This is a genomic window from Mucilaginibacter ginsenosidivorans (assembly GCF_007971025.1).
GTDB lineage: Bacteria > Bacteroidota > Bacteroidia > Sphingobacteriales > Sphingobacteriaceae > Mucilaginibacter > Mucilaginibacter ginsenosidivorans.
In genome coordinates this window covers 3,094,115-3,115,942 of the sequence record NZ_CP042436.1, presented here as the reverse complement: position 1 = coordinate 3,115,942, position 21,828 = coordinate 3,094,115, and the positions used below count along the sequence as shown (strand labels likewise).

General features: G+C 44.4%; 21 protein-coding genes. 13 read left to right on the top strand and 8 right to left on the bottom strand.

Translation table 11 applies throughout. The features are described 5' to 3' along the window. Positions 1-114 precede the first annotated feature (114 nt). A complete protein-coding gene (locus FRZ54_RS14250) occupies positions 115-1,101 on the top strand; it encodes a LuxE/PaaK family acyltransferase (RefSeq protein ID WP_147032261.1) in 987 nt (328 codons plus the stop codon). Positions 1,102-1,238: 137 nt separating this feature from the next. Beyond that, on the top strand, positions 1,239-1,895 hold the full coding sequence (locus tag FRZ54_RS14245) for a PH domain-containing protein (RefSeq protein ID WP_228462493.1): 657 nt from the start codon (positions 1,239-1,241) through the stop codon (positions 1,893-1,895). Between the two features lie 3 nt (positions 1,896-1,898). Here the strand turns inward: FRZ54_RS14245 and FRZ54_RS14240 are convergent, their stop codons facing one another. The 3 genes from FRZ54_RS14240 to tyrS are packed head-to-tail and all read right to left on the bottom strand — an operon-like array spanning position 1,899 to position 4,172. Then, positions 1,899-2,354: an RES family NAD+ phosphorylase gene (locus tag FRZ54_RS14240; RefSeq protein WP_147032260.1), complete on the bottom strand. Its 456-nt coding sequence runs from the start codon at positions 2,352-2,354 to the stop codon at positions 1,899-1,901. Further along, a complete protein-coding gene (parS, locus tag FRZ54_RS14235; protein WP_228462492.1) occupies positions 2,354-2,851 on the bottom strand; it encodes a type II RES/Xre toxin-antitoxin system antitoxin in 498 nt (165 codons plus the stop codon). Before parS ends, FRZ54_RS14240 begins: the two co-directional genes overlap by 1 nt. A gap of 37 nt (positions 2,852-2,888) precedes the next feature. Beyond that, the gene (gene tyrS / locus FRZ54_RS14230; protein ID WP_147032259.1) at positions 2,889-4,172 is read right to left on the bottom strand and encodes a tyrosine--tRNA ligase; all 1,284 of its coding nucleotides are present in this window, start codon (positions 4,170-4,172) and stop codon (positions 2,889-2,891) included. Between the two features lie 164 nt (positions 4,173-4,336). Between tyrS and FRZ54_RS14225 the strand changes: the two genes are divergently transcribed. The 3 genes from FRZ54_RS14225 (at position 4,337) to FRZ54_RS14215 (ending at position 7,622) form a co-directional block, all read left to right on the top strand. Further along, positions 4,337-5,011, top strand: coding sequence for a hypothetical protein (locus FRZ54_RS14225; RefSeq protein ID WP_147032258.1), 675 nt, complete (start codon positions 4,337-4,339; stop codon positions 5,009-5,011). Between the two features lie 185 nt (positions 5,012-5,196). Beyond that, entirely contained in the window at positions 5,197-7,149 is a 1,953-nt protein-coding gene (gene rpsA, locus FRZ54_RS14220; protein ID WP_147032257.1) for a 30S ribosomal protein S1, read from the top strand. Positions 7,150-7,220: 71 nt separating this feature from the next. Continuing rightward, positions 7,221-7,622 carry an ACT domain-containing protein gene (locus FRZ54_RS14215; protein WP_147032256.1) on the top strand — a complete coding sequence of 134 codons (402 nt, stop codon included), beginning with the start codon at positions 7,221-7,223 and terminating at the stop codon, positions 7,620-7,622. 81 nt (positions 7,623-7,703) lie between these two features. On the opposite strand, the gene FRZ54_RS14210 is transcribed toward FRZ54_RS14215, so the two are convergent. Together FRZ54_RS14210 and FRZ54_RS14205 are read right to left on the bottom strand one after the other, a co-directional pair. Then, entirely contained in the window at positions 7,704-8,210 is a 507-nt protein-coding gene (locus FRZ54_RS14210) for a CPCC family cysteine-rich protein (RefSeq protein WP_147032255.1), read from the bottom strand. Between the two features lie 86 nt (positions 8,211-8,296). Beyond that, a complete protein-coding gene (locus FRZ54_RS14205) occupies positions 8,297-9,904 on the bottom strand; it encodes an aminopeptidase P family protein (protein ID WP_228462491.1) in 1,608 nt (535 codons plus the stop codon). Positions 9,905-10,120: 216 nt separating this feature from the next. Here FRZ54_RS14205 and pyrR point away from each other — a divergent pair, with 216 nt between their 5' ends. The 7 genes from pyrR to FRZ54_RS14170 all read left to right on the top strand — a co-directional run bounded on the left by pyrR (position 10,121) and on the right by FRZ54_RS14170 (position 15,635). Beyond that, positions 10,121-10,666: a bifunctional pyr operon transcriptional regulator/uracil phosphoribosyltransferase PyrR gene (gene pyrR / locus FRZ54_RS14200; RefSeq protein ID WP_147032254.1), complete on the top strand. Its 546-nt coding sequence runs from the start codon at positions 10,121-10,123 to the stop codon at positions 10,664-10,666. A 53-nt stretch (positions 10,667-10,719) separates the two neighbouring features. Next, entirely contained in the window at positions 10,720-11,085 is a 366-nt protein-coding gene (locus FRZ54_RS14195; RefSeq protein WP_147032253.1) for a four helix bundle protein, read from the top strand. A gap of 112 nt (positions 11,086-11,197) precedes the next feature. After that, positions 11,198-12,124, top strand: coding sequence for an aspartate carbamoyltransferase catalytic subunit (locus FRZ54_RS14190; RefSeq protein ID WP_147032252.1), 927 nt, complete (start codon positions 11,198-11,200; stop codon positions 12,122-12,124). Between the two features lie 3 nt (positions 12,125-12,127). Then, on the top strand, positions 12,128-12,385 hold the full coding sequence (locus tag FRZ54_RS14185; protein WP_147032251.1) for a hypothetical protein: 258 nt from the start codon (positions 12,128-12,130) through the stop codon (positions 12,383-12,385). Positions 12,386-12,401: 16 nt separating this feature from the next. Beyond that, a complete protein-coding gene (locus tag FRZ54_RS14180) occupies positions 12,402-12,947 on the top strand; it encodes a hypothetical protein (protein ID WP_147032250.1) in 546 nt (181 codons plus the stop codon). Beyond that, positions 12,944-14,365: a serine hydrolase domain-containing protein gene (locus FRZ54_RS14175; RefSeq protein WP_147032249.1), complete on the top strand. Its 1,422-nt coding sequence runs from the start codon at positions 12,944-12,946 to the stop codon at positions 14,363-14,365. The genes FRZ54_RS14180 and FRZ54_RS14175 overlap by 4 nt, the downstream gene beginning before the upstream one ends. Before the next feature lie 46 nt (positions 14,366-14,411). Further along, positions 14,412-15,635, top strand: a complete 1,224-nt coding sequence (locus FRZ54_RS14170; protein ID WP_187359629.1) for a glycosyl hydrolase family 8 — start codon at positions 14,412-14,414, stop codon at positions 15,633-15,635. Between the two features lie 10 nt (positions 15,636-15,645). Here FRZ54_RS14170 and FRZ54_RS14165 read toward each other — a convergent pair whose 3' ends face one another. Together FRZ54_RS14165 and FRZ54_RS14160 are read right to left on the bottom strand one after the other, a co-directional pair. Then, a complete protein-coding gene (locus FRZ54_RS14165; RefSeq protein ID WP_147032247.1) occupies positions 15,646-16,914 on the bottom strand; it encodes a flavin monoamine oxidase family protein in 1,269 nt (422 codons plus the stop codon). 101 nt (positions 16,915-17,015) lie between these two features. Further along, positions 17,016-19,805 (bottom strand): glycoside hydrolase family 2 protein, encoded by a 2,790-nt coding sequence (locus FRZ54_RS14160; RefSeq protein WP_147032246.1) that lies wholly within the window; start codon positions 19,803-19,805, stop codon positions 17,016-17,018. A 503-nt stretch (positions 19,806-20,308) separates the two neighbouring features. Here FRZ54_RS14160 and FRZ54_RS14155 point away from each other — a divergent pair. Further along, the gene (locus tag FRZ54_RS14155) at positions 20,309-21,538 is read left to right on the top strand and encodes a multiheme c-type cytochrome (RefSeq protein WP_147032245.1); all 1,230 of its coding nucleotides are present in this window, start codon (positions 20,309-20,311) and stop codon (positions 21,536-21,538) included. Here FRZ54_RS14155 and FRZ54_RS14150 read toward each other — a convergent pair. Continuing rightward, the gene (locus tag FRZ54_RS14150; RefSeq protein ID WP_147032244.1) at positions 21,535-21,798 is read right to left on the bottom strand and encodes a hypothetical protein; all 264 of its coding nucleotides are present in this window, start codon (positions 21,796-21,798) and stop codon (positions 21,535-21,537) included. The two genes, FRZ54_RS14155 and FRZ54_RS14150, sit on opposite strands and share 4 nt — an antisense overlap. Positions 21,799-21,828 lie beyond the last annotated feature (30 nt).

Here is a 21,828-nt window from a genome sequence, read left to right as displayed (position 1 = left end):
TTTGTCACGGGATTTTCAAAGTTATACATGCCGTCATGGCCGCCAAACTTATCCCATTCGGGCATCTGTATATTTTCACATTTGCATATCTGCACATCCGCCTATCTTTGCACCATGGATAAGCCTAACAAACAGCAGGTATTTTCGATAAGCAACAACCGGCAATTTATTGATGCAGCCTTGCAGGTATTTCGCTTCCAGGCCAGTTCTTGTCTTGTTTACAATGATTTCATTACCAATCTTGGTGTCGATGTAAATTCGGTTAAAACAGTTGAGGACATACCCTTTCTGCCTATCAGTTTCTTCAAATCGCACGATATATTAAGTACAGATGAAGAGGTGCAGGTCACTTTTACAAGCTCCGGCACAACCGGGATGATCAACAGCAAACACCTGGTTACCGATTTAAGCTGGTACGAGGGAAGTTTCCGCCGCGCATTCGAAATATTCTATGGCGATATTAAAAATTACTGTGTACTGGCGCTACTGCCCTCCTACCTCGAACGCGAAGGTTCTTCTCTGATTTATATGGCAAAAGACCTGGTAGAAAGCTCTAAAAATTCCGATAGCGGTTTTTTCCTTTATAACCATGATGAGCTGTTCGCACAGTTGAATAAGCAAAAGACTATAAATAAACCAACCTTGCTTATCGGGGTTACTTTTGCGCTGCTTGATTTTGTGGAGAATTATCAAATAGATTTCCCGGAGCTGATCGTAATGGAAACAGGCGGCATGAAAGGCAGGCGAAAGGAAATGATACGCGAGGAACTGCATCAAACGTTGTGTAAAGGCTTTGGCGTAAAGTCAATTCATTCAGAATATGGCATGACCGAATTACTGTCGCAGGCTTATTCAAAAGGTGAGGGTATATTCAATTGCCCGCCATGGATGAAGATCATCACCCGCGATACAAACGACCCGATGTCAGTTCTCAGTAATGGCCAAACCGGCGGTATTAATGTTATCGACCTTGCCAATATCAATTCCTGTTCGTTCATTGCCACGCAGGACCTTGGCAAGCTTTATGCCGATGGATCGTTCGAAGTATTGGGGCGATTTGATAATTCGGATATACGCGGTTGTAATCTGCTGGTCAGTTGATCAGTTAAGTAGTTGATTAAGTTAAAAATAAAATCGCAGTAGCATGGTTCAACTTAATCAACTTAATCTAACTTATTCAACCATACCAATACAATTAATCATTATTTTTGCGTTCACATCAAAAATTGATGAATGTTATGATGGACAAATTTTTGAACGACCAGCAGGACCCCAAAGCGGTTGAAAAAGTATATACACGATTAGTCGACCTGCTGACCACGGGCGAGGAGATAATTTACATAGCTACGCAAAAGAAACCGCTGGTAAATATATTGCCCGATTGCGTGGCGCTGACCAATAAAAGGGTCTTGTTTTTTACGCCGGCTAACCTTGGGCTTTCTATAAAATTCATAGATTTTGTGTGGAAGGATATTGTGGATGTCTTTATCAAGGAAGAGATAATCGGCGCTATATTTACGGTAAAAACCACCAACCAGGCCGAAATGGGCGTAGATTACCTGCCCAAAGTTCAGGCCCGCAAATTGTACCAATACGCACAGGGTCGCAAAGAAGAAGAACGCGAACTGCGCCGCCAGCGCGAACTGGAAGAAAAACGTGCCGAATCCGGTTCATTTAATTTTGACCACGCAGCAACAACGCCCCAGCCTGCAGCGCCGGCACCTGAACCGGTTACAGCTGCACCTTCAATAGCAGCTGCCCCGCCTGTGCAGGAAGAGCCAAAAAGGGATGAATTAACGGAAAAACTCAAAAAGCTTCGCACTTTGTTCGACCAGGGCCTTATATCGCAGGATGAATACAACGCCAAGAAACTGGAGTTGCTGAGCGATCTTTAATAACTACTGTCCTACCAACCTGTCATCAAACCTGAACGGGGCTTTATTGATGATCTTCACTTTGGCTGCCTTTGGATGCAGCGGGTTCATCAGGTAATTGAATTCCTCGGGCACCAGTGCCGAAGGCACTTTTAGCAGCAAATACTCATTCCTTTGCAAAAATGAATTGCCTATTTGTTTCACAATATGCTGTTCCGGGTATTCATTCCAGTTATCGGGCAATATATTTTCAGGTATGTCCAAAAAATCGTCAGGAGCCTCGATAGTCAGCATCAAAAAGTCATCCGGTATATTCGTTGCTACAAAATGAGCTAAAGATTCCAGCACAGCCAATGATCGGGACGACGCCAGGTATACCATGGGTTTGCCTTCGCTGTTCCAGCGCCCGCCATATAAACGCGCACCATTACCGCTAAGGTCATCAGCATATTTGGCATTGGTTATACGGTAAAGGATCATCAGGCAAAAATACCGTGCTCGATACGGCCCAACTCTTTAAAAACCATATCGAAGCCAACGGACGAATCCAAAAGAGAAACGGGTGTTTCACCCTTGAAGACATGAAGCGGGGTTTTCATCCAGGTTTTAAATTTATCAAGCGAGCCGAATACTTCCTCGCCGCGTGTATACAGGCGGGCAAGCTCAACAGCTTTTTCAGCGTATTCGGTTTTGATAATGGCATTATCATCGTAACGCTGCAAAGTGCGTTCAGAAATGTGCATAATATCCGCAAACTCCTGAATGGTAAGGGATATCCGCTTGGCTAAAGACAAAAGTAAATGCTTGGGCAAGCCACTGCGGGTAAGCTGCAGCATGTCGAAATCAGTCATCGCGGCAACCTGTTTGGCATTACTGCCGAACAGGTTATTGAATAAACTTCCACTGCTTTTAGTTACATACAGAGCCATTGGCTCGTTAACGTAAATTTCCGGATTATGTTTCTCTTCGTACGACATTTATCCAAAAATAATTACATTTTGTCTAAAATCCAAATTATTCCCCGACAATTAAAAAATAATTCTTCTTCCCTTTTTGAGCGACAAGGAATTTGCCGCCTACCAGGTTATCGGCGGTGTAAGTATCATCCGGCGAGGCCACTTTGCTTTTGTTGATAGCTACCCCTCCCCCCTGTATCATTTTCCGGGCTTCGCCTTTTGACGGAAACACTGCGGTATTTACCGCCAGCAGGTCAGTAATATTGACCCCTTGCTTTAGTTCTGTCAACGAAACTTTAAAATTGGGCACACCCTCAAATATCCCCAGTACTTCAGCCTCACTTAACTCCCCAAGAAATTCGATACCGGTATTACCAAACAAAAAATCGGATGACTGCACGGCTTTATTGTATTCCGTTTCGCCATGGGTGCGTATGGTAATATCCCTTGCTAAAGCTTTCTGCAAAGCACGCTGATGCGGTGCCAATGCGTGTTCGGCTTCTAAAGCCTCTATCGCTTCGCGGTCGAACAAAGTAAATATGCGGATATATGATTTTGCATCCTCGTCGCTGGTATTGAGCCAAAACTGGTAAAACTTATACGGCGACGTCTTCTCTGGGTCCAACCATATATTTCCCCCTTCGGTTTTACCAAATTTGGAACCGTCCGCTTTTTTTATCAATTGAGTAGTTAAAGCAAAAGCCTCACCCCCGTCCTTACGGCGTATCAGTTCGGTACCGGTCACAATATTGCCCCACTGATCCGAACCTCCCATTTGCAGCACACAATTGTTATGCTTCCATAAATAGTAAAAATCGTAGCCCTGCACCAATTGGTAAGTAAACTCCGTGAATGACATTCCGGTATCGCCGCTAATACGGTTTTTCACCGAATCCTTGGCCATCATATAATTTACCGTGATATGTTTGCCCACATCGCGTATGAAATTCAGAAAAGTATAATTCTTAAACCAATCGTAATTGTTCACCATCTGGGCGCTGTTGGCGCCGCGGTCAAAATCAAGAAATTTCTCCAGTTGCTTCTGGATGCCCTGCAGGTTATGCTGCAAAACATCTTCAGATAATAAATTACGCTCGGCCGATTTACCCGACGGGTCGCCCACCATACCGGTTGCGCCGCCAACCAGCGCAAACGGCTTATGCCCGGCACGCTGAAAATGTATCAATGTCATTATCTGCGCCAGGCTGCCAACATGCAGCGAATCTGCCGTCGGGTCAAAACCGATATAGCCAGAGGCCATACCTGTATTCAGTAATTCTTCAGTTCCGGGCATAATATCGTGCAGCATACCCCGCCAGCGTAGTTCTTCAACAAAATTCATTTATCTAATTCTAAAAAGCGCAAAGATATACGAAAATCGGCGTAATCGTTCTTAATAAACCGTGTAATCATTCCATCAAATCGGTGTAATCATTGTATAAAATCGGCGCAATCAAAAAAAAACTGCGTATCTTGAAAAATAAAACTATCCGGAAGTGAACATATATGAATTTTCTATCGCATTTTTATTTCGACCGGGACACCACGAACTGTTACCATACACTGGGAACAGTATTGCCCGATCTTTTGAAAAATGCGGATAAAACGATCGTCATCCACCCCGAAAAACTTGTCCATCCGGATACCCAGATAAACGACATTATACTTGGCTGGCGCAAACACCTCCTGGTCGACCGTTTTTTTCATTCTTCTGTTTTTTTTATCACACGCTCAAGCGAGCTTAGAAAATTGCTGACCCCGGCTGTCCAAGGCTCACCGGTAAAACCTTTTTTCCTCGGGCACATCGCCCTGGAGTTAATACTGGATAATTTACTTTTGACCACCGATAAAGTATCCGTCGACGATTTTTACAGCCATCTCCGCTCCTGCCACCTGGATACTATAAAAGAGTTCCTCAACTTTTCTGGTCTTGCAGAAACGGCCAAATTTTTCCGCTTTTATGATAACTTCAAAAAAAGCCGATACCTGGAAACCTATGCCGATACCCAGCAGATATCATACGCCCTTAAACGTATCTGCATGCGTATCTGGAACGATCCTTTTACAATAGAACACGAAGGGCGGATGAATGCGGTATTATCAGCTTATCGCGATGGCTTGCAGCATAATTTTATGTCGATATTTAAGGAGATAGATTTAAAGCTGAAGGCCGAAAGCTAAAGACAAAAACCTGCAATCGGTGTAATCTTCTTACCCCCATCGGTAAAATCATCTCAATAAAAACCGTGCAATCCTCATCAAAATGCTTCAAAGCCAGTATTTAACATTAAAATATTTTTTATTACAATAAAATATATCCGTACCTTTGCAGTCCCAATTGCATTGGGAAAAGGAGAAAATTTATTTTGGCAAAAAAACAAGAAGCAGAAAAAGAATTAAAAGCTAAGGAAGCAGAACTCGATGTAGTTACCGCGACCAAGGAAAAAGAGAACATTGAATCAGAAGCTGATTCATTGTCGATCGAAGAGATCAAATCAAAAATTGCAGCCGCCGCAGAAGATTTCGACTGGGACGCTGACGACAAAAAATTCGGTAATTATAATGATGCCGACCGCGAAAAATTCGAGAAAATGTATGATGGAACTTTCAGTTCTATCAACAAAGGCGAGATCATCAGCGGCATTGTTGTAAGTATCAACAGTAAAGATGTGGTATTGAATATCGGCTTTAAATCCGACGGTTTGGTATCTGTGTCTGAATTCCGTGATACACCTGATCTGAAGATCGGTGATTCGGTTGAGGTTTTTGTTGAATCGCAGGAAGATGCTAACGGACAGTTGGTACTTTCGCGTAAACGTGCAAAAACCCAGAAATCATGGGAAAGAATAAATAGTGCATTGGATAACGACGAAATTATCACCGGTTTTGTTAAGAGCAGGACCAAAGGTGGTTTGATCGTAGATATAATGGGCGTTGAAGCCTTTTTACCAGGCTCGCAAATTGATATCAAACCTATCAGGGATTACGATATCTATGTGGGCAAAACAATGGAATTCAAAGTTGTTAAGATCAACCACGAGTTTAAAAACGTAGTGGTATCGCACAAAGTGCTGATCGAAGACGATTTGGAAAACCAAAAAACCGAGATCGTGGCCAAACTCGAAAAAGGCCAGGTATTGGAAGGTACCGTTAAGAACATTACCGACTTTGGCGTATTCATCGACCTTGGTGGTGTTGACGGCTTACTACACATCACCGATATTTCATGGGGCCGTATCGAGCATCCGCGCGAAGTATTGTCGCTTGATCAGAAGATCAACGTGGTTGTACTCGACTTTGATGACGAGAAAAAACGTATCGCCCTTGGCTTGAAACAATTGACCCCGCACCCTTGGCAGTCGCTTGACGAAAACATCCAGGTGGGTTCAAAAGTTAAAGGCAAAATTGTTACCGTTGCCGATTACGGCGCGTTCCTCGAGATCATCCCGGGTGTTGAAGGTTTGATCCACGTATCAGAAATGTCGTGGTCTCAAAACTTGCGCAACCCGCAGGAATTCCTGAAAGTTGGCGACGAGGTTGAAGCACAGGTATTGACACTGGACCGCGACGAGCGCAAAATGTCACTGGGTATCAAACAACTGACTCCCGATCCATGGCAGAATGCTGCTGATAAATATGCAGTAGGCACCAAGCACGTTGCCACAGTTAAAAACATGACCAACTTTGGCGTGTTTGTTGAACTGGAAGACGGCATCGACGGCTTGATCCACATCTCTGACCTTTCATGGTCCAAGAAAGTAAATCACCCTAACGAGTTCACCAAAGTTGGTGAGAAATTAGACGTGGTTGTACTTGAACTGGATGTTGAGAACCGCAAGCTTAGCCTGGGTCACAAACAACTGGAAGAAAACCCATGGGATACTTTCGAAACTATCTTCACCCTGGATTCTATCCACGAAGGTACCGTATTGAAAGTAACCGATAAAGGTGCAGTTGTTGCTTTGCCTTACGGTGTTGAAGGTTTTGCCCCTACCAAACACATTGTGAAAGAAGATGGCAAGAGCCTTAAAGCTGAAGAAGCTGCCGAATTCAAGATCATTGAGTTTAACAAGGAAAGCAAACGCATCGTAATTTCACATGCACGTATCTGGGAAGAAGCCCGTAACGAGGTTAGGAACCAGGAGAACGACAGCCGCAAGAAAGAAGCAAAAGCTACTGTAAACGCGGTTAAGAAAGTGAAAGACTCGGTTGAGAAATCTACTTTAGGCGACCTGAGCGTGCTTGCCCAGCTGAAAGAACAGATGGAAGGCGCTGAAAGCAAGGCCAAAAAGAAGAAATCAGAAGAAGAAGCCAAATAAGCTTAAATAAATTAAATCCTTTAAGCCCTGCCCGGAAACGAGCGGGGCTTTTTAGTAGTTTTACTTTTAATATGGCCGGGGAAACTAATATCAATTCTTTATTAAAAAACATGACCCCTAAACTGAATGAGGGTGAATATGTTTTTTGCGCTGTGGCATCACTGGCTGAGATAAAACCCGAAGATATAATAGGACTATTCAGAGAGGCTGAGACTATAACCGTTATCCTCAACAGGCATACAGCGGACCGGCTTAATTTAATTTATTCATACACTGCTGCATGGATAACGCTGGCCGTTCATTCGTCGCTTGAAGCTGTTGGACTAACAGCCGCGGTTTCGGCAGCGCTGGCCGAAAATGCAATAAGTTGCAATATGGTCGCAGCTTATCATCATGATCATATCTTTGTAGCCCATGCCGACGCCGGCAAGGCTTTAAAAGTACTGGAGCAGTTATCGGCCGATGTTGAATAAATGAAACTATTATACGCCGCACCCTACATATCTTGCAGCAGCAAAGTCAGTGCCACTCTTCCATCTTGTAGGGAGGCACATCTAAGCATTGGGCTTTTCAAATTGAAGTAGTCTATCTTGGTCTACGTGTCTCAAAAATTCAACTGCAATGACGCCCAAATTTTCAAAATTCCTTTTTACATCATCCAGTGTCATTTTATTAACGCTGCTATACCTATTTGCATCACTTCCACTTAAACCATCATCTTCCCAATAGCAAACCATACAAATATCATATTCACTTCTCGTGGGCAATGTCTTATACCCACAGCAAGGGCAAGATATTAATTGGGGACTTTTACCAATTATTTCAATATCAAGCCTTAAGTAATTTGACATCAAAGCCTTTAAATAATCATTATGATACAAATTAAATTCAGATTCGACGTACTTTCTGCCATAATAATTGGAGATATCCTCTGATAATTTTCTGTCGATTCCTGATTCCGCTAAAGCATTTTCAATCATTCGTTCCCTTTCTTCCGCGGAAGAATTGAGGAACTTAAGAAAAGATAATAAAACTATCGCCTCTTTCCTTTTTAATTTCATTTAATTTTGCGTTTACAATTCCGCAGTCGCTTTCCGGCACGAGACAACGCACGCCTCGTCGTCAGCTTCCCCACTGACGACAGTCCCTACTTCAACTCCGGAAACCGCCCCATATCAAAAACACTTTTCTCCGCTACAGTCTTTTCAACGTCCTGCCATTTGCGGGGCGCATCGCCTGATAACAGTATCCCGTGGTCTTTACCTATCTGAACATCGTCCTCGATACGCACGCCAATGTTCCACCATTTTTTATCACAATCGCTGCCGGCAGGGATATAAATACCCGGCTCAACGGTTATCACCATATTCTCTTTTAACGGCCCACCGTATGCACCTTTATCATGAACGTCCAGCCCCAGGTGGTGCGAAACGCCATGCGGGTAGTACTTGCCTACATCTTTCGCATCCTTGATCAATCCTAATTTTATCAGCCCGGCTGAAAGCACTTCCCTGGTTTTTACTTCCAGGTCACTGTAAGGCACACCGTCCCTGCACAATTTAAAAACCTCTTCCTGCGCATCGTACACCAGTTGGTAAATGGCTTTTTGCTCTTCCGTAAACTTGCCGTTGGCAGGGAAAGTCCGGGTCACATCGGCCGAATAGCCGTGATATTCCGCACCTACATCCATCAGTACCAGTTGGTTTTTTACCTGGGTGGCATTATTTTCTTCGTAATGCAGGATACAGCCGTTCGCTCCTGCCCCTACTATCGGCGGATAACCCTCATCCTCTGCACCGTAATGTTTATGCACATAAAGCATAATGCCCTCCAGTTCTGTCTCAGACATTTGTGGTTTTACTGCACGCATGGCTTCAGCATGGGCAAGGCTGGATATTTTGACGGTCTTCCGCATCAGATCCATCTCTTCAGCAGTTTTCACACCCCGCAGTTCGTTCGTAAAGTCACTGTAACCGGTCACTCCGCCAAATTGTTCGCTGTATTTCGCCTTAAATGCAACCAGCGAAACCGAATCATGCTTACTGATAACCGACTGTAACAACTCGTTATTCTTAAAATCAGGGTCATCCTGTTTTCCCTTCGCATAAAAATCCAGTATCCTGTCGATATTTCGTGGCGAACCGTATTTGGCAATTATCCCTAAAGTTTGTGATACCCCCGGCGCGATACTCTGTACTTCGGCCTTAGCCCTGAAAGCATCGAAAAGTGGCTTCATATTACCTTCATCAATTGGGAAATTATCATAAAACAATTTATACTTTTTTAAGTCGACCGCGTATTTGGCAAACTCTTCGCTGTTATAAACTTTAGCAAAACCCAGTTGATTTTTTACACCTTCCACGCCCAATCGCCTGCCTGTCCACTGTTCCCGCCGCGGATCACGGCTTTGCACAAAGAATAATTCATTATAATCTCCGTCGGCTCCATGCTGCATTTCTTTAAAAATAAGCAGCACAGCGCTGGTCTCCTTGTACCCCGAAAAATAATACAGATCGGGATTAGGGTGATAGACATAATTCACATCATTTGAAAATACCCGCTCGGGATAAGCAAATACCACAGCCACCGAGTTGGCAGGCATCAGTTTGCGCAGCGCATCCCTGCGCCCGGCATGGAACTCTTTTGTAAGGTAGTCTTTTGGCAGGCTCTCCGCCGCATTCTCCTGCGAAAAGCATTGAACAGAGGCCATACAGGCAATTATTGCCGCAAACAGCGCTTTATGGATAAATTTCATTGTGATGTATGATTAGTTTTATTAAGGTAAATATATCAGCTAATTGCCGTATTTGATGCAGAAAAAATTGAAAGGTGAGTTTACCCTATCGTATGTATTTCTGAATTTCGAATGTTCGATTTCGAATTTACCTTAACCATTGTGCAGCAAACAATCTCAAATCTCCTATCTAAAATCTCACATCTAAACTATATCTTTGCCCAAATCCACCCAACGATGCAAAACCTCACGCTGCTCGACGGTCCGAAGTTCCAGATAACCATACAGCGTTTATGTCGCCAGCTTATTGAAAATCATGACGATTTTTCAAACACCGTATTAATAGGCACACAACCGCGTGGTATTTACCTTGCCCGGCGCGTTGCCGAAGAATTACGCAAAATATTACCCGGCAAAACCATTTTGCAAGGCGATATGGATGTCACTTTTTACCGCGACGACTTCCGCCGTGGCGAAAAACAGCTGGTGCCTAATCAAACAAGAATTGATTTCATAATTGAAGGTAAAAAAGTGATACTGGTTGACGATGTGTTGTGGACAGGCCGCACCATTCGTGCAGCCATGGACGGCATGCTTTATTTCGGCCGGCCGGAAAAAGTGGAATTGCTGGTGCTGGTAGACAGGCGGTATTCGAGGCACCTGCCTATTGAAGCAGACTATGTCGGCATCGAGGTGGACTCTATCGCATCACAAAAAGTAGTAGTAAGCTGGAATGAAACCGACGGGGAGGATAAAATTGTCTTAGTATCAGAAAGTAAGTGAATTTGAATATCGAATATCGAACACCGAATATCGAATGATGAAGTTTTATAACAATGAAAGATAATAAGTACGATTTAGAAGAAAGACTGATAGATTTTGCAATTATAGTATCTGACATTGTCGATAATTTACCCGGCACAAGACTTGGAAACTACATAGGAGGCCAATTGGTGAGATCGGGGTGTTCGCCATCTTTAAACTATGGAGAGGCGCAATCTGCAGAATCAAGAAATGATTTCATCCACAAAATGAAAATCATACTAAAGGAATTGCGCGAGTCACTTATCTCTATAAAAATCATCGAAAGAAAAAATTTGCACGATATAGATAAAGTATTGACTGCCAAAGACGAGTGTAATCAACTGATAGCGATTTTCGTCAAAAGCATTGAAACTGCAAAAAAGAATAACTTGAAGTAACTTAATGAAATTTTGAACGCCGGCTAAATAATAAAGCGGTACTTCATTATTCGACATTCGATATTCGGTGTTCGATATTAATAGACGGTGTTTAACATTCAAAGAATATAATATGGCAAAATTAAGCACAAGGCACTTATTAGGCATCAAAGATTTAAATCGTCAAGATATTGAACTGATTTTCGAAACCGCGGATGAGTTCAAGTCGGTATTAAACCGCCCGATAAAAAAGGTGCCTTCGCTGCGTGATGTGACTATCGCCAATATCTTCTTCGAAAACTCGACCCGCACACGCTTATCTTTTGAACTGGCCGAAAAGCGCCTGTCTGCTGATGTGGTAAACTTTGCTGCGTCGTCATCGTCCGTAAGTAAAGGCGAAACGCTGATCGATACAGTAAATAACATCCTGGCCATGAAGGTAGATATGGTGGTAATGCGCCACCCCTATGCAGGCGCAGGAATATTCCTCTCAAAGCACGTCAGGGCACAAATAGTAAATGCAGGTGACGGCGCACATGAGCACCCAACCCAGGCGCTGCTGGATGCTTTTTCTATCCGTGAGAAATACGGCGATGTTGCCGGCAGAAAGGTGGCCATTGTAGGCGATATCCTCCACTCGCGTGTTGCGCTTTCGAACATACTTTGTTTGAAACAATTAGGCGCCGAAGTTATGGTTTGCGGACCGACAACCCTGATACCAAAATATATAGGCGCACTGGGTGTTAAAGTTGAACACGAGCTGCTGAAGGCCCTGAACTGGTGCGATGTGGCCAATATGCTGCGTATACAATTAGAGCGCCAGGACATCAAATATTTCCCTTCGCTACGCGAATACAGCATGCTCTACGGTTTAAACAAGCAAATACTCGACTCACTGGATAAAGAGATAACCATTATGCACCCGGGCCCTATCAACCGGGGCGTTGAAATTACCAGCGACGTTGCCGACAGCAAGCAATCCATCATCCTCGACCAGGTTGAAAACGGCGTGGCCATACGTATGGCGGTATTGTACCTGCTGGCGGGGCAAACACAATAAAAAATGAACAAGATTTTAAAATTCGTCATGAATAACTTGCTATCGATAGCTGTTGTTCTTGGCGTATGTTCATTTATACATGATGCATTGCTTCATTTCAGGAACGATTTCACGTTGACTAAATATTCAGGAGCATTTATCGTATTAACTGCTATTTACACCAGGTATAAAGATTATGCACTGTTTTCCGGCAAAAAGAAAAAAACGGTCCTTAATAAAACAGGCGTTTTTGTTTCCTTATTTCACCCGTTTACTGGTTGATTAGTATCTTTATGCTATGAATCTCGACCTTTTTAAATTATTTTGGAGACATGCTTATAAAGGACTGATTATATATTTCAGTATCTCTCTCTTACTTTCTTATTTTGTTGCCTGGTACTGGATAGTAATATTTCTAATCGATGTAATAATCTCTTTATTTCGTTTCCCGGAAAGACTTAAACAGATCAAAAAATTAAAGGCCAAAGGGCTCACCCAACAAGATATTATCAATATTGAATTTACCAAAAAGTGGGGAGAGACAAGGAGTTACGGTATATGGCGATATTGCATCAGGGACGGCGGCATTATTACCGGAGCCGGTTTTTCCCTGGCATCAAGCCTGGTATTTGCTGTATGTTTTTCATCGCTCTTCTGGAAAATCTTGTCTGAACCGGGCAGTATGTTTGCCTATATTGGATATTCTTATCTTTCCGGTATTATTACGGGGATTATTTTATTTAGAATTTTGTGGGTTTTTAAAGAAAAAAGATTTGCCCGGTTGACCGATCCTCTGAGCACTGATTTTATATCAAATAAAATTTCGTTTGATGACCTGATATGATAAAAATTCAAATTGCTGTTTTGCTTACACTGTTTTCTGGGTTAGCTGCATCGGCCCAAAGCGTTCAGCAGTATAAAACAGATTCTGTATTTAATCTTGTAAAAAAATATTTTAACGCCAAACAGCCGGATTCTATTTACGCTTTTGCCGGCGAAAAATTCCGGGAGGCGCTAACTCCTGACGCCTTTCGGTACGTTTGTACCAGCCAATTGTTCCCGCTCGGCCAGATAAAAAACTCCTCGCTGATCGCCTTCGTCAATAATAAAGATGCCCGCTACAAACTTACATTTGATTCCATGGCCCTGCAGCTTTGGATGAATCTGGATGACAAGGGCAAGATCGGGCTCTTCCTTTTTCAGCCTTACAAAGAGGAAGCCGGTAACAAGCCAAAACCGGTTGCAACTACCAACCTGATGAGAAATCAAACCGACAAAAAGGTTGATTCGGCCGTAAGGCCATACATCCAGAAAACCAACACGGTTGGCCTGAGCATCGGCATACTACGCAATGGGGCGATCACTACCTATAACTACGGCGAAACAAAATGGGGGAACAACCAATTGCCCGGTGCGAATACTTTATTCGAGATCGGGTCCATCACCAAAACTTTCACCGCGACTTTGCTGGCTTATTATGCAAACGAGGGAAAAGTTAAATTGGACGACCCGATAACCAGATACCTTCCCGACTCGGTATCGGTCAACCCGGAACTGAAAGGGATCACGCTGCAAATGCTGAGCAACCACTCCTCGGGTTTGCCCCGGCTGCCCGATAATTTGGATAACCACGATCTTGACCCGCTGAACCCGTACAAGGACTACGAAAAGCAACACCTGTTCACCTACCTGAAAACCTGTAAGCTGGCGGGCAAACCGGGCGAGAAATATGCGTATTCTAACTTAGGAGTTGGGCTGCTTGGGACCATATTGGAGCAGGTTAGCGGCAAGACTTTTGAGCAAATGGTTGAAGAATTGATCTGTAAGCCACTTGGCATGAATAGCACCGCACAGCATCTTACCCTCGCGCTTAAACAACGATTTGTTGCTGTGTACAACGAAAACGGCAAGGAAACCCCTGCCTGGGATTTTGGCATATTGGCCCCATGCGGATCGCTGCGGTCAACTGTTACTGATCTGCTCATCTACGCCAAAGCAAACATGACGGCAGCAAATACCAGGTTATCCAAAGCGTTTGAATTAACACATAAGGTTACGTTTGATAAGGATATTAAACTCGGCCTTGGCTGGCATATTATCAATATAGGTGGGGCAGAATATTATTTTCACAATGGCGGCACTTATGGTTGCAGCAGCTTTTTGGTTTTCAATCCGGAAGGGAAGCTGGCTGTGGTGGTGCTTTCAAATTCAGGGGCAAGTATTGACGCCGTTGGAGGAGAGATCGTTAAAAGTCTGCAATAATATTTCGATCCGGGTACTTTGGTTCAGTAATCATCGTTTGAGTTCTATGCCTTTCAAATATTTCCCGGCTATTTTAGTTCTATTATCCATCAGCATCATTGCAGGGGCACAACAAGCGGCTAAACCCTTTCCCCAGCATGTTCCGTATCACAAAGGGGTAATTAAACCAAATCATATTTCACAGCAGCGATTAGACGGGCTTGCACTCGATTTTTACAGGCAGTGGAAGCAACGCTACATTAAAACAGGTTGCAATACCAATGAATATTATGTGTGGTTCGAGCGAAAAGGCGAAAAACAATGTGTGTCCGAGGGTCAGGGTTACGGTATGATCATTACTGCTCTTATGGCAGGCGCCGACCCTTCTGCAAAGGCAACTTACGATGGTCTCTTTAATTATTACAAGGCACACCGCAACAATCACCATTACCTGATGGCCTGGGCGCAAAATAAAAGCTGCCGCGACATTGACCAAAGTTCGGCCACCGACGGCGACATGGATATTGCCTATTCCTTGTTGCTGGCCAATAAACAATGGGGAAGCAAGGGCGCCATTAACTATCTGAAGGAGGCCCGATGGATGATCAATGCAATAATGAGGTACGAGATCAACCCAAACACCTGGTCGGTGAAGTTAAGTGATGCAGTTGAGTATGACAGTAAGGATTACTTCGATATGCGCTCATCCGATTTTATGCCGGCAAACTATAAGGCTTTTGAAATAGCGACAGGCGACGCCCGATGGAAAAATGTTGTCAATGGTAATTATAATTTATTTGCTTACATGGCGCAAACGTATAGTGCCGACGCGGGACTGATACCTGACTTTATCATCAACATCAACAAGAAAGCCGAACCGGCTAAACCGCATTTCCTTGAATCAAAATACGACGGTTATTACAACTACAATGCCTGCCGCGTACCCTGGCGCATAGCTACGGATTACCTTTTGACAGGCGACCCAAGGGGCAAAGCCATCAACGACAAGATAAACCACTGGATACGCGAGACCACAAGCGGCAACCCGGATAATATTTCGGCAGGATATACTTTAGCAGGGAACGATATCAAGGGCCGGTATTTTGAAGCACTCAGCTTTATCGGTCCGTTTGCGGTTTCTGCAATGGTGGATAAAAAGAACCAGCAATGGTTAAATGCCGTTTGGGATTACCTGGTACATTTTAAGTTGAAAGATTATGATTATTACGATAATAGCATCAAATTATTGGATATGATCATCCTGTCCGGAAATTACTGGGAGCCCCGTTAAGGCAACCTGCTTAGGATTGTTCGAGCTTTTTTACCACATCCAGCCCGCTAGACAGGGCGGCCTCCACAGTACCCATAGCCGGACCTTCGTACAAATATTCACCGGCAAAGTAGACGACATTTTCAACAGGCTGTTCTAATACTTTGCGTGCTGTACGGGAGTTTACCATATCATAAGCATACGAGCCACAAGTGAACGGGTCGGTGGTCCAATTCACAATTTTCCAGGAAACAAGTTCGTTTTCCAGGTCTGCCGGCTTACGTTTGAAAATATTAGCGAGCGACCTGATGCCCAAACGCAAAAATTCAATTTCCGACAGATCCTTCCTTCTTTCAGCAGGCGGCCCGCCCAGCCAGCCGGTAATTACAGTGGAATGGGCTGGATATTGTGTCCACCAGGTGGGGATATCCTCCTCTGATAAAACAAATCCTAAATGAGCAGCTTCGCTTGTTTCCCAAAACCGGTCCTTAAATTGAAACAACAGCTTTACAATTGCCCCAAACCCTATTTGCTTTAAGGCTTCCGTATGCGCATCGATCCCAGGGCTAAATGTGATCGCGTCGTTGTGCAACACGCCCAGCGGTAATGCGATGATCAATTTAGCAGCGCTATATTTTTTCCCATCCGTCGTCAACACTTCAGCTGTACCGTTACCCCATCTTATTTCTTTCACAGCGGCGTTCAACAATATTTTCGCGCCATTCGTTTTACTGTCATCCGCCAGGAAATCCATTAACTTCCCGTACCCGCCCGTTATGCGGTATTGAGCCCCTTCATCCTCATTTTCCCATTCCTCGCGCAAGGCAAAGGTGCTTGCCATAAACGGGTCGGCTGTGTCATAGCCCGAAACGTACCTGCTTACCGAATCCCTTAATGCCGCATATTTATCACCGCTAAAATTATCCTGAAGAAAATTCCCTATACTCACATCATGATCCAGGTGGCTTAACTTCTCCATTACCTTATCCCAGCCATCTATGTCCCACGCTCCTTTGACAAGTTTCCCGTTGCCGTAATGCCACATTTCCCCTTCTGCCGAAATATACTCGATACCTGCTTTTTTTAGCAAATGCAAAGTAACCGGCAGGTTACCGTGTACAAATTCGGCCCCGAGCTCGGCATGTTTAAAGAAAGACACATCACTTATGGTATGAATGCGGCCGCCTATCCTATCCCGCGCCTCCAGCACAGTCACCTTTTTGCCGGCTTTTGACAACGCATAAGCCGCCACCAGGCCCGAGGCACCCGCGCCGACAACGATCACATCAGCATTTTTCATATAAGCGGCAAGTTAAGCGGTATTTAGCTTGATAATATCTTTTAAATGCAAAAGGCCCCGGTCAAACCGGGGCCCTGTTACCAGAGATGACCGTTTGATCGCTATTTTGTTTTAACCAATGAATTGATGGTTTGTTTCTCAATGTTCCAGCCTTCTACAACAATCGCAGGTGTATTACTTCCCAACTTAACTGCCGGTGCGCTTACCGAGACTGTTATATCACCGTGTGGGGCCAGTGTGAAATAATTTGAACTCCAGTAAGCCGGCATCACTTCCTCTCCGTTAACCATGAGCTGCGGCCGTACAAAGAACGCCAGCTTATCCGAATTATTTGTGACCTGCAATATCCACTTATCTTCATTTTTCCCTTTTGACGCGCCCAAAACTTTGACGGAGACTTTCGCATCGGGCATATTGTTCAAAGCTTTCAGATCGTTGCCCGGCGATAGCCAATAGCAATTATGGGAAACTGCTTTCCCGGCCTTATCCTTTAGATCCATCACCACGAAAACCATTTCGTTTATGCCCTGCATGGCTTCTTTTAGCGGCATGATCTGTTTTGTTCCGGCCGAATCGAGCTTCACACCACCAGCATTAAATGTTTTGAGCAGTTTGCTATCTGCATTATAGATAGAGACGGTCGCTCTCAGATCGGCTGTCGGATGATGGTATCTGTTGATTACCGCCACAGTTGAATCGTCCTGGTTAAACTGCATATGAACCGGCTCGCATGCGTTTTGCATGGCATAATATCCGGCATTCGGCTCCAGGTACCAGTCATATATCTGCCATACAACGCTCGGGAGCGCGGCATTCAACTTCCACAACATTACGCCACCCGTTTCATTAAGCTTGTGACCGGCGGCCTCAAATATGCCCTGGTAGCCAACGTAATTCATCAGTTGCATTTTGTCCGAAAAGTTCACCATGGTCGCAGGCTGGCCATAGCGTTTTACCATTTCTTCGATATATTTATCGTATTGTGCCGCTCCTGTTGCCGCATCGTGGTAACCCCACGAATTATTGAGCGGAAACGGCAATTTGGTGTCCCATACCAGGTTAGGTATTACTTTGGCCAAAGTATTATAAGGCGGTTGCGAGGGTATGCCGGTTTCGTCCTTAAATACCCAATCACGACCGGCATCGGCTAAACGGTAATATATTTTAGGATCGCGCCAGGCGTATGGTCCGCCACTGTAAACTCCCGAAGGCATATTGTCCGGGTAAGAACCCTCCCACCCCTGCGGCAGTTTGGCGAAACCCGATGAACTCGGAATAAATGGCCGTGTACCATCAAGATTGATAATATTATTGCGCATTGCATCATACAGCTCCCTCCGTGCATGCCCCTCGTTGCCACCTGTCCAAACTAACAGGCTTGGGTGGTTTCGTATGCGGTAAATGGTGCTCACCACATTAGTAACGAACACATTTCCCTCAAGCGGCCAGTCCGGCGATCCTTTGAATTCGCCCTGGGTATCACCGGTTACCCAAAAATCCGACCATACCATCAGGCCATATCTATCTGCGGCGTTCCAGAAGGCATCGGGAGGCGTAACACCTCCACCCCAGATACGGACGAGGTTTACGTTGGCATTGCGGCACAAATGCATCTCATAATCGTACCTGGCCGAATCGCGGTTTACCATCATATCGGGTACCCACGCGCCGCCGTCAAGGTGCACGCGTTTGCCATTAACATAAAAGTCGCGGCGGACAAAGCCCTTTACTGTGGTCGTTTTTGAGCCGACCGTCCGCACTCCGAAAACAAAAGAAGTATCGTCAGCTACCGACCCATCCCTGTTCACATATTGCAGGCGGACTCGGTACAGGTTCGCCCGTCCGTAGTTGTTCGGCCACCATAGATGCGGATTGCTAAAAAGCTTATTTAATTTAACCCCTTTCGATTCATGGCCCCCCACATTTACATCTTCAGTGTATTGTACCGGGGCGGCACCTGTGAAATTTTCGGGAGCGATGTTGATCCTCAATTTACCGGCTTCAGCACGGGCGCTGTGATTGGCTAAAGTAAGATTCAGTTTCAGGTTAGCAACCGACGTATCGGGCAATTTGGGTAACTCAGTTATCAGTTGAGGGCGGCTGATGGTTACCGCGCTTGTCGTTCTCAAAAAAACGGGCTGCCAAATTCCCATATTCCGGTCGCGCACGGGCGGTATCCAATCCCAGCCTGCGGAACAAAGCATAGTAACATTTTTACCTATATCACCAGTGGGGCCGCCGTTCTCATAAAAAGGGCCCAGCGCCTGTAATTGCTCCTTGGATGGATAACCGGGGTAATCAAGCGGATATATTTTGACAGCAAGCGCATTTTCTGCACCTGCCTTTATTTCACTGCTGACATCCAGGTTATGTTCGGCGAACATGCCTGCCATTTGGGCCGAGTCGGCTATCAGCTTACCATTTAGCCAAACGGCTGCCCGGTAATTGATTCCCTTGAATATCAGCTGAAAATAATGCCCTTTATCAGTAGCTGGCACTTTAAAAGTGGTGCGGTACCAATAGGGTTTTTTCCACGGATTAGGCTCATTGGGCAAATAACTGTATTGTTCCAGGTTGTATTCTTTATTGAACTGATCCGACGCATCGGGTATCAGCATGTTGTTCAGGCCCTGGTATGGATCAGGATAAATATGATTCGCGACAAGACCTGTCAGTACCGTCGAGGGTACTTTTACCGGGAACCAGTAAACGCGGGAATGATATGCAGGGTTGGATATTTCGCTACCCGGCTCTTTTACCAGGGCCGATGATTGCAGATCGAAGTTTGTCAGTTTCACTTGTTTGACCACTCCGTTCTGCGCAAGGGCATGACTGGTAAAGATCAAACTAATTGTGAACAGGAAAGCCGGGATACATACAAGTCTTTTCATCAGTATAATATGGTTTGTAAAACTACTTAACAAACAGGCCTGGCAAATTGTACTAATTTACCCTTTTGTTATACTATTTTTTAGAACTGAGCGGGCTGGTGAAATCATCACAAAAGCTTTACATAAAGTCTTTCTCAAAAAACAAGTTCAGCGACCCTCAATCGGCACTTTCCGCCCTGGTAATAAAGTTTTTACACGATACGGCGCCTTAACTTCAGGCCACCGGGTTTACATTCGTTTACCCTTAATCAAATACTGCTGATGTGTCTTAAATGAATAATCGCAAATCATTGCTTATTTGTCCTGTTTTCAATTTACCACCGGTACATCAACTCAAATGTCTTATTTATCCCTCAAAAAGGGCTCTTTATCTACATAATATGGGCGTACGTCTATCGGTAAAAATTAAAAACTAAAAAAGCAGTTATTTTACTGCACAAGCAACTAACCGTGTTAATATGATGTAGATGTTATAACAGACAACACATCACCCTCTGCCGCCTATGTCCAAAACTAAACTTATATTATGTGTAGCTGTCCTTATTCCAATGGTTATCGCCTTGTCCGAATGTTTAAACACAAAAAAAAATGCGGACCCTCGGGGCGAAAATTATGCAGGATCGGCAACATGTGTAAGTTGTCATAAAAGTATTTACGATTCGTACCTGCATACGGCCCATTTTATTGCGTCACAACCGGCAGATTCAAATACTATCCAGGGCAGTTTCGTTAAATGGGAAAACGAGCTGGCATTTAACCTGCATACCAAAGTTGTTTTGGATAAACGTAAAAGCGGGTATTACCAAATAACTTACCGGGATCAAAAAAAAGGTGAGTCGGGCCGGTTTGATATTGTTTTTGGGGGTATAAAAGGGCAGACTTATGCTTACTGGCTTGCCAACGAATTATTTCAATTACCGGTATCATACGTTAGCAATGCTCACAAATGGATCAACAGTCCGGGGTATCAGAATACTGAGCCCGACTTTGAACGGATGATCACCTCCCAATGCCTGGGATGCCATATGTCCTACGCCAAAGTGGAGCCCGGTAAACTTCCTTTATTTGTGCAAAATCCCGAAGGCTTCGACAGGAATACAATAATTTACAATATCGATTGTGAAAGGTGCCACGGCCCGGCGGCGCAGCACGTGAAATTTCAAACCGAAAACCCGGATATAAAAGAGGCAAAGTACATCGCCACTTACAAATCGCTTACCCGGGAACAAAAGATAAGTATGTGTGCGGTGTGCCATTCAGGCGCAAACAATGTTATGTTAAAACCGACATTTACTTTTAAGCCTGGCGATACTTTGAGCAAGTTTATGAAGATATTGCCGTCAAATTTGTCCTCTAACTACAAAAATATAGACGTTCATGGCGACCAGGCCGGTATGCTTGCGACCAGCAAATGTTATATAAGCACAAATATGAGTTGTGCTACGTGCCACAATACCCACGAGAACGAACGGGATAACGTAACATTATTTGCTGCCCGTTGCATTAACTGCCACAACACCGGCAAAGACCATATTGGTAAATTAAGCGATCAGTTGGATGCCCCCACGATAGCCAAAAATTGCATCGCGTGTCACATGCCCGCCTTTGCCTCAAAACTGATCGTAGCCGGAAAATCAGGCGCCATGGTTCACACACATCATATTGCGGTTTATCCCGGGGAGACGCAAAAGATATTGGACTATTTGAAGGTGACTGCCAACGGCACCCGTTAAAAAACATTTTCGGAGCCGATCGGGAAAAAATTTCCTAAAATGCCGAGGTACCTGAACTTTATCATATGTGTATTTCGGGGCGAATCGATGTGATCGCCAAAATTCGAGTATAGCGAGAATATAAAGAAATTGGCATCCCTCCCCGCAGGATCATTATCCCGATTTTCGTGTAAATATGACTTAAATTCACGCAAACCGGGATTAGTCACTACCAGTAGCAGCAAGGGGATTGCCACCACATAAACAATAGTCCTTCTCATTGTAATTAGGTTACTACACGAATATAGTAA

Bases quoted from the DNA above. Each gene is read 5' to 3' on its own strand.
- FRZ54_RS14245 (WP_228462493.1), top strand. From the start codon at position 1,239: ATGATGGACAAATTTTTGAACGACCAGCAGGACCCCAAAGCGGTTGAA.
- FRZ54_RS14225 (WP_147032258.1), top strand. From the start codon at position 4,337: ATGAATTTTCTATCGCATTTTTATTTCGACCGGGACACCACGAACTGT.
- FRZ54_RS14175 (WP_147032249.1), top strand. From the start codon at position 12,944: ATGATAAAAATTCAAATTGCTGTTTTGCTTACACTGTTTTCTGGGTTA.
- FRZ54_RS14240 (WP_147032260.1), bottom strand. From the start codon at position 2,354: ATGATCCTTTACCGTATAACCAATGCCAAATATGCTGATGACCTTAGC.
- FRZ54_RS14155 (WP_147032245.1), top strand. From the start codon at position 20,309: ATGTCCAAAACTAAACTTATATTATGTGTAGCTGTCCTTATTCCAATG.
- FRZ54_RS14165 (WP_147032247.1), bottom strand. From the start codon at position 16,914: ATGAAAAATGCTGATGTGATCGTTGTCGGCGCGGGTGCCTCGGGCCTG.
- FRZ54_RS14185 (WP_147032251.1), top strand. From the start codon at position 12,128: ATGAACAAGATTTTAAAATTCGTCATGAATAACTTGCTATCGATAGCT.
- FRZ54_RS14205 (WP_228462491.1), bottom strand. From the start codon at position 9,904: ATGAAATTTATCCATAAAGCGCTGTTTGCGGCAATAATTGCCTGTATG.
- FRZ54_RS14210 (WP_147032255.1), bottom strand. From the start codon at position 8,210: ATGAAATTAAAAAGGAAAGAGGCGATAGTTTTATTATCTTTTCTTAAG.
- FRZ54_RS14170 (WP_187359629.1), top strand. From the start codon at position 14,412: ATGCCTTTCAAATATTTCCCGGCTATTTTAGTTCTATTATCCATCAGC.
- FRZ54_RS14250 (WP_147032261.1), top strand. From the start codon at position 115: ATGGATAAGCCTAACAAACAGCAGGTATTTTCGATAAGCAACAACCGG.
- FRZ54_RS14215 (WP_147032256.1), top strand. From the start codon at position 7,221: ATGGCCGGGGAAACTAATATCAATTCTTTATTAAAAAACATGACCCCT.
- FRZ54_RS14150 (WP_147032244.1), bottom strand. From the start codon at position 21,798: ATGAGAAGGACTATTGTTTATGTGGTGGCAATCCCCTTGCTGCTACTG.
- parS (WP_228462492.1), bottom strand. From the start codon at position 2,851: ATGTCGTACGAAGAGAAACATAATCCGGAAATTTACGTTAACGAGCCA.
- FRZ54_RS14160 (WP_147032246.1), bottom strand. From the start codon at position 19,805: ATGAAAAGACTTGTATGTATCCCGGCTTTCCTGTTCACAATTAGTTTG.
- FRZ54_RS14190 (WP_147032252.1), top strand. From the start codon at position 11,198: ATGGCAAAATTAAGCACAAGGCACTTATTAGGCATCAAAGATTTAAAT.
- FRZ54_RS14195 (WP_147032253.1), top strand. From the start codon at position 10,720: ATGAAAGATAATAAGTACGATTTAGAAGAAAGACTGATAGATTTTGCA.
- pyrR (WP_147032254.1), top strand. From the start codon at position 10,121: ATGCAAAACCTCACGCTGCTCGACGGTCCGAAGTTCCAGATAACCATA.
- tyrS (WP_147032259.1), bottom strand. From the start codon at position 4,172: ATGAATTTTGTTGAAGAACTACGCTGGCGGGGTATGCTGCACGATATT.
- FRZ54_RS14180 (WP_147032250.1), top strand. From the start codon at position 12,402: ATGAATCTCGACCTTTTTAAATTATTTTGGAGACATGCTTATAAAGGA.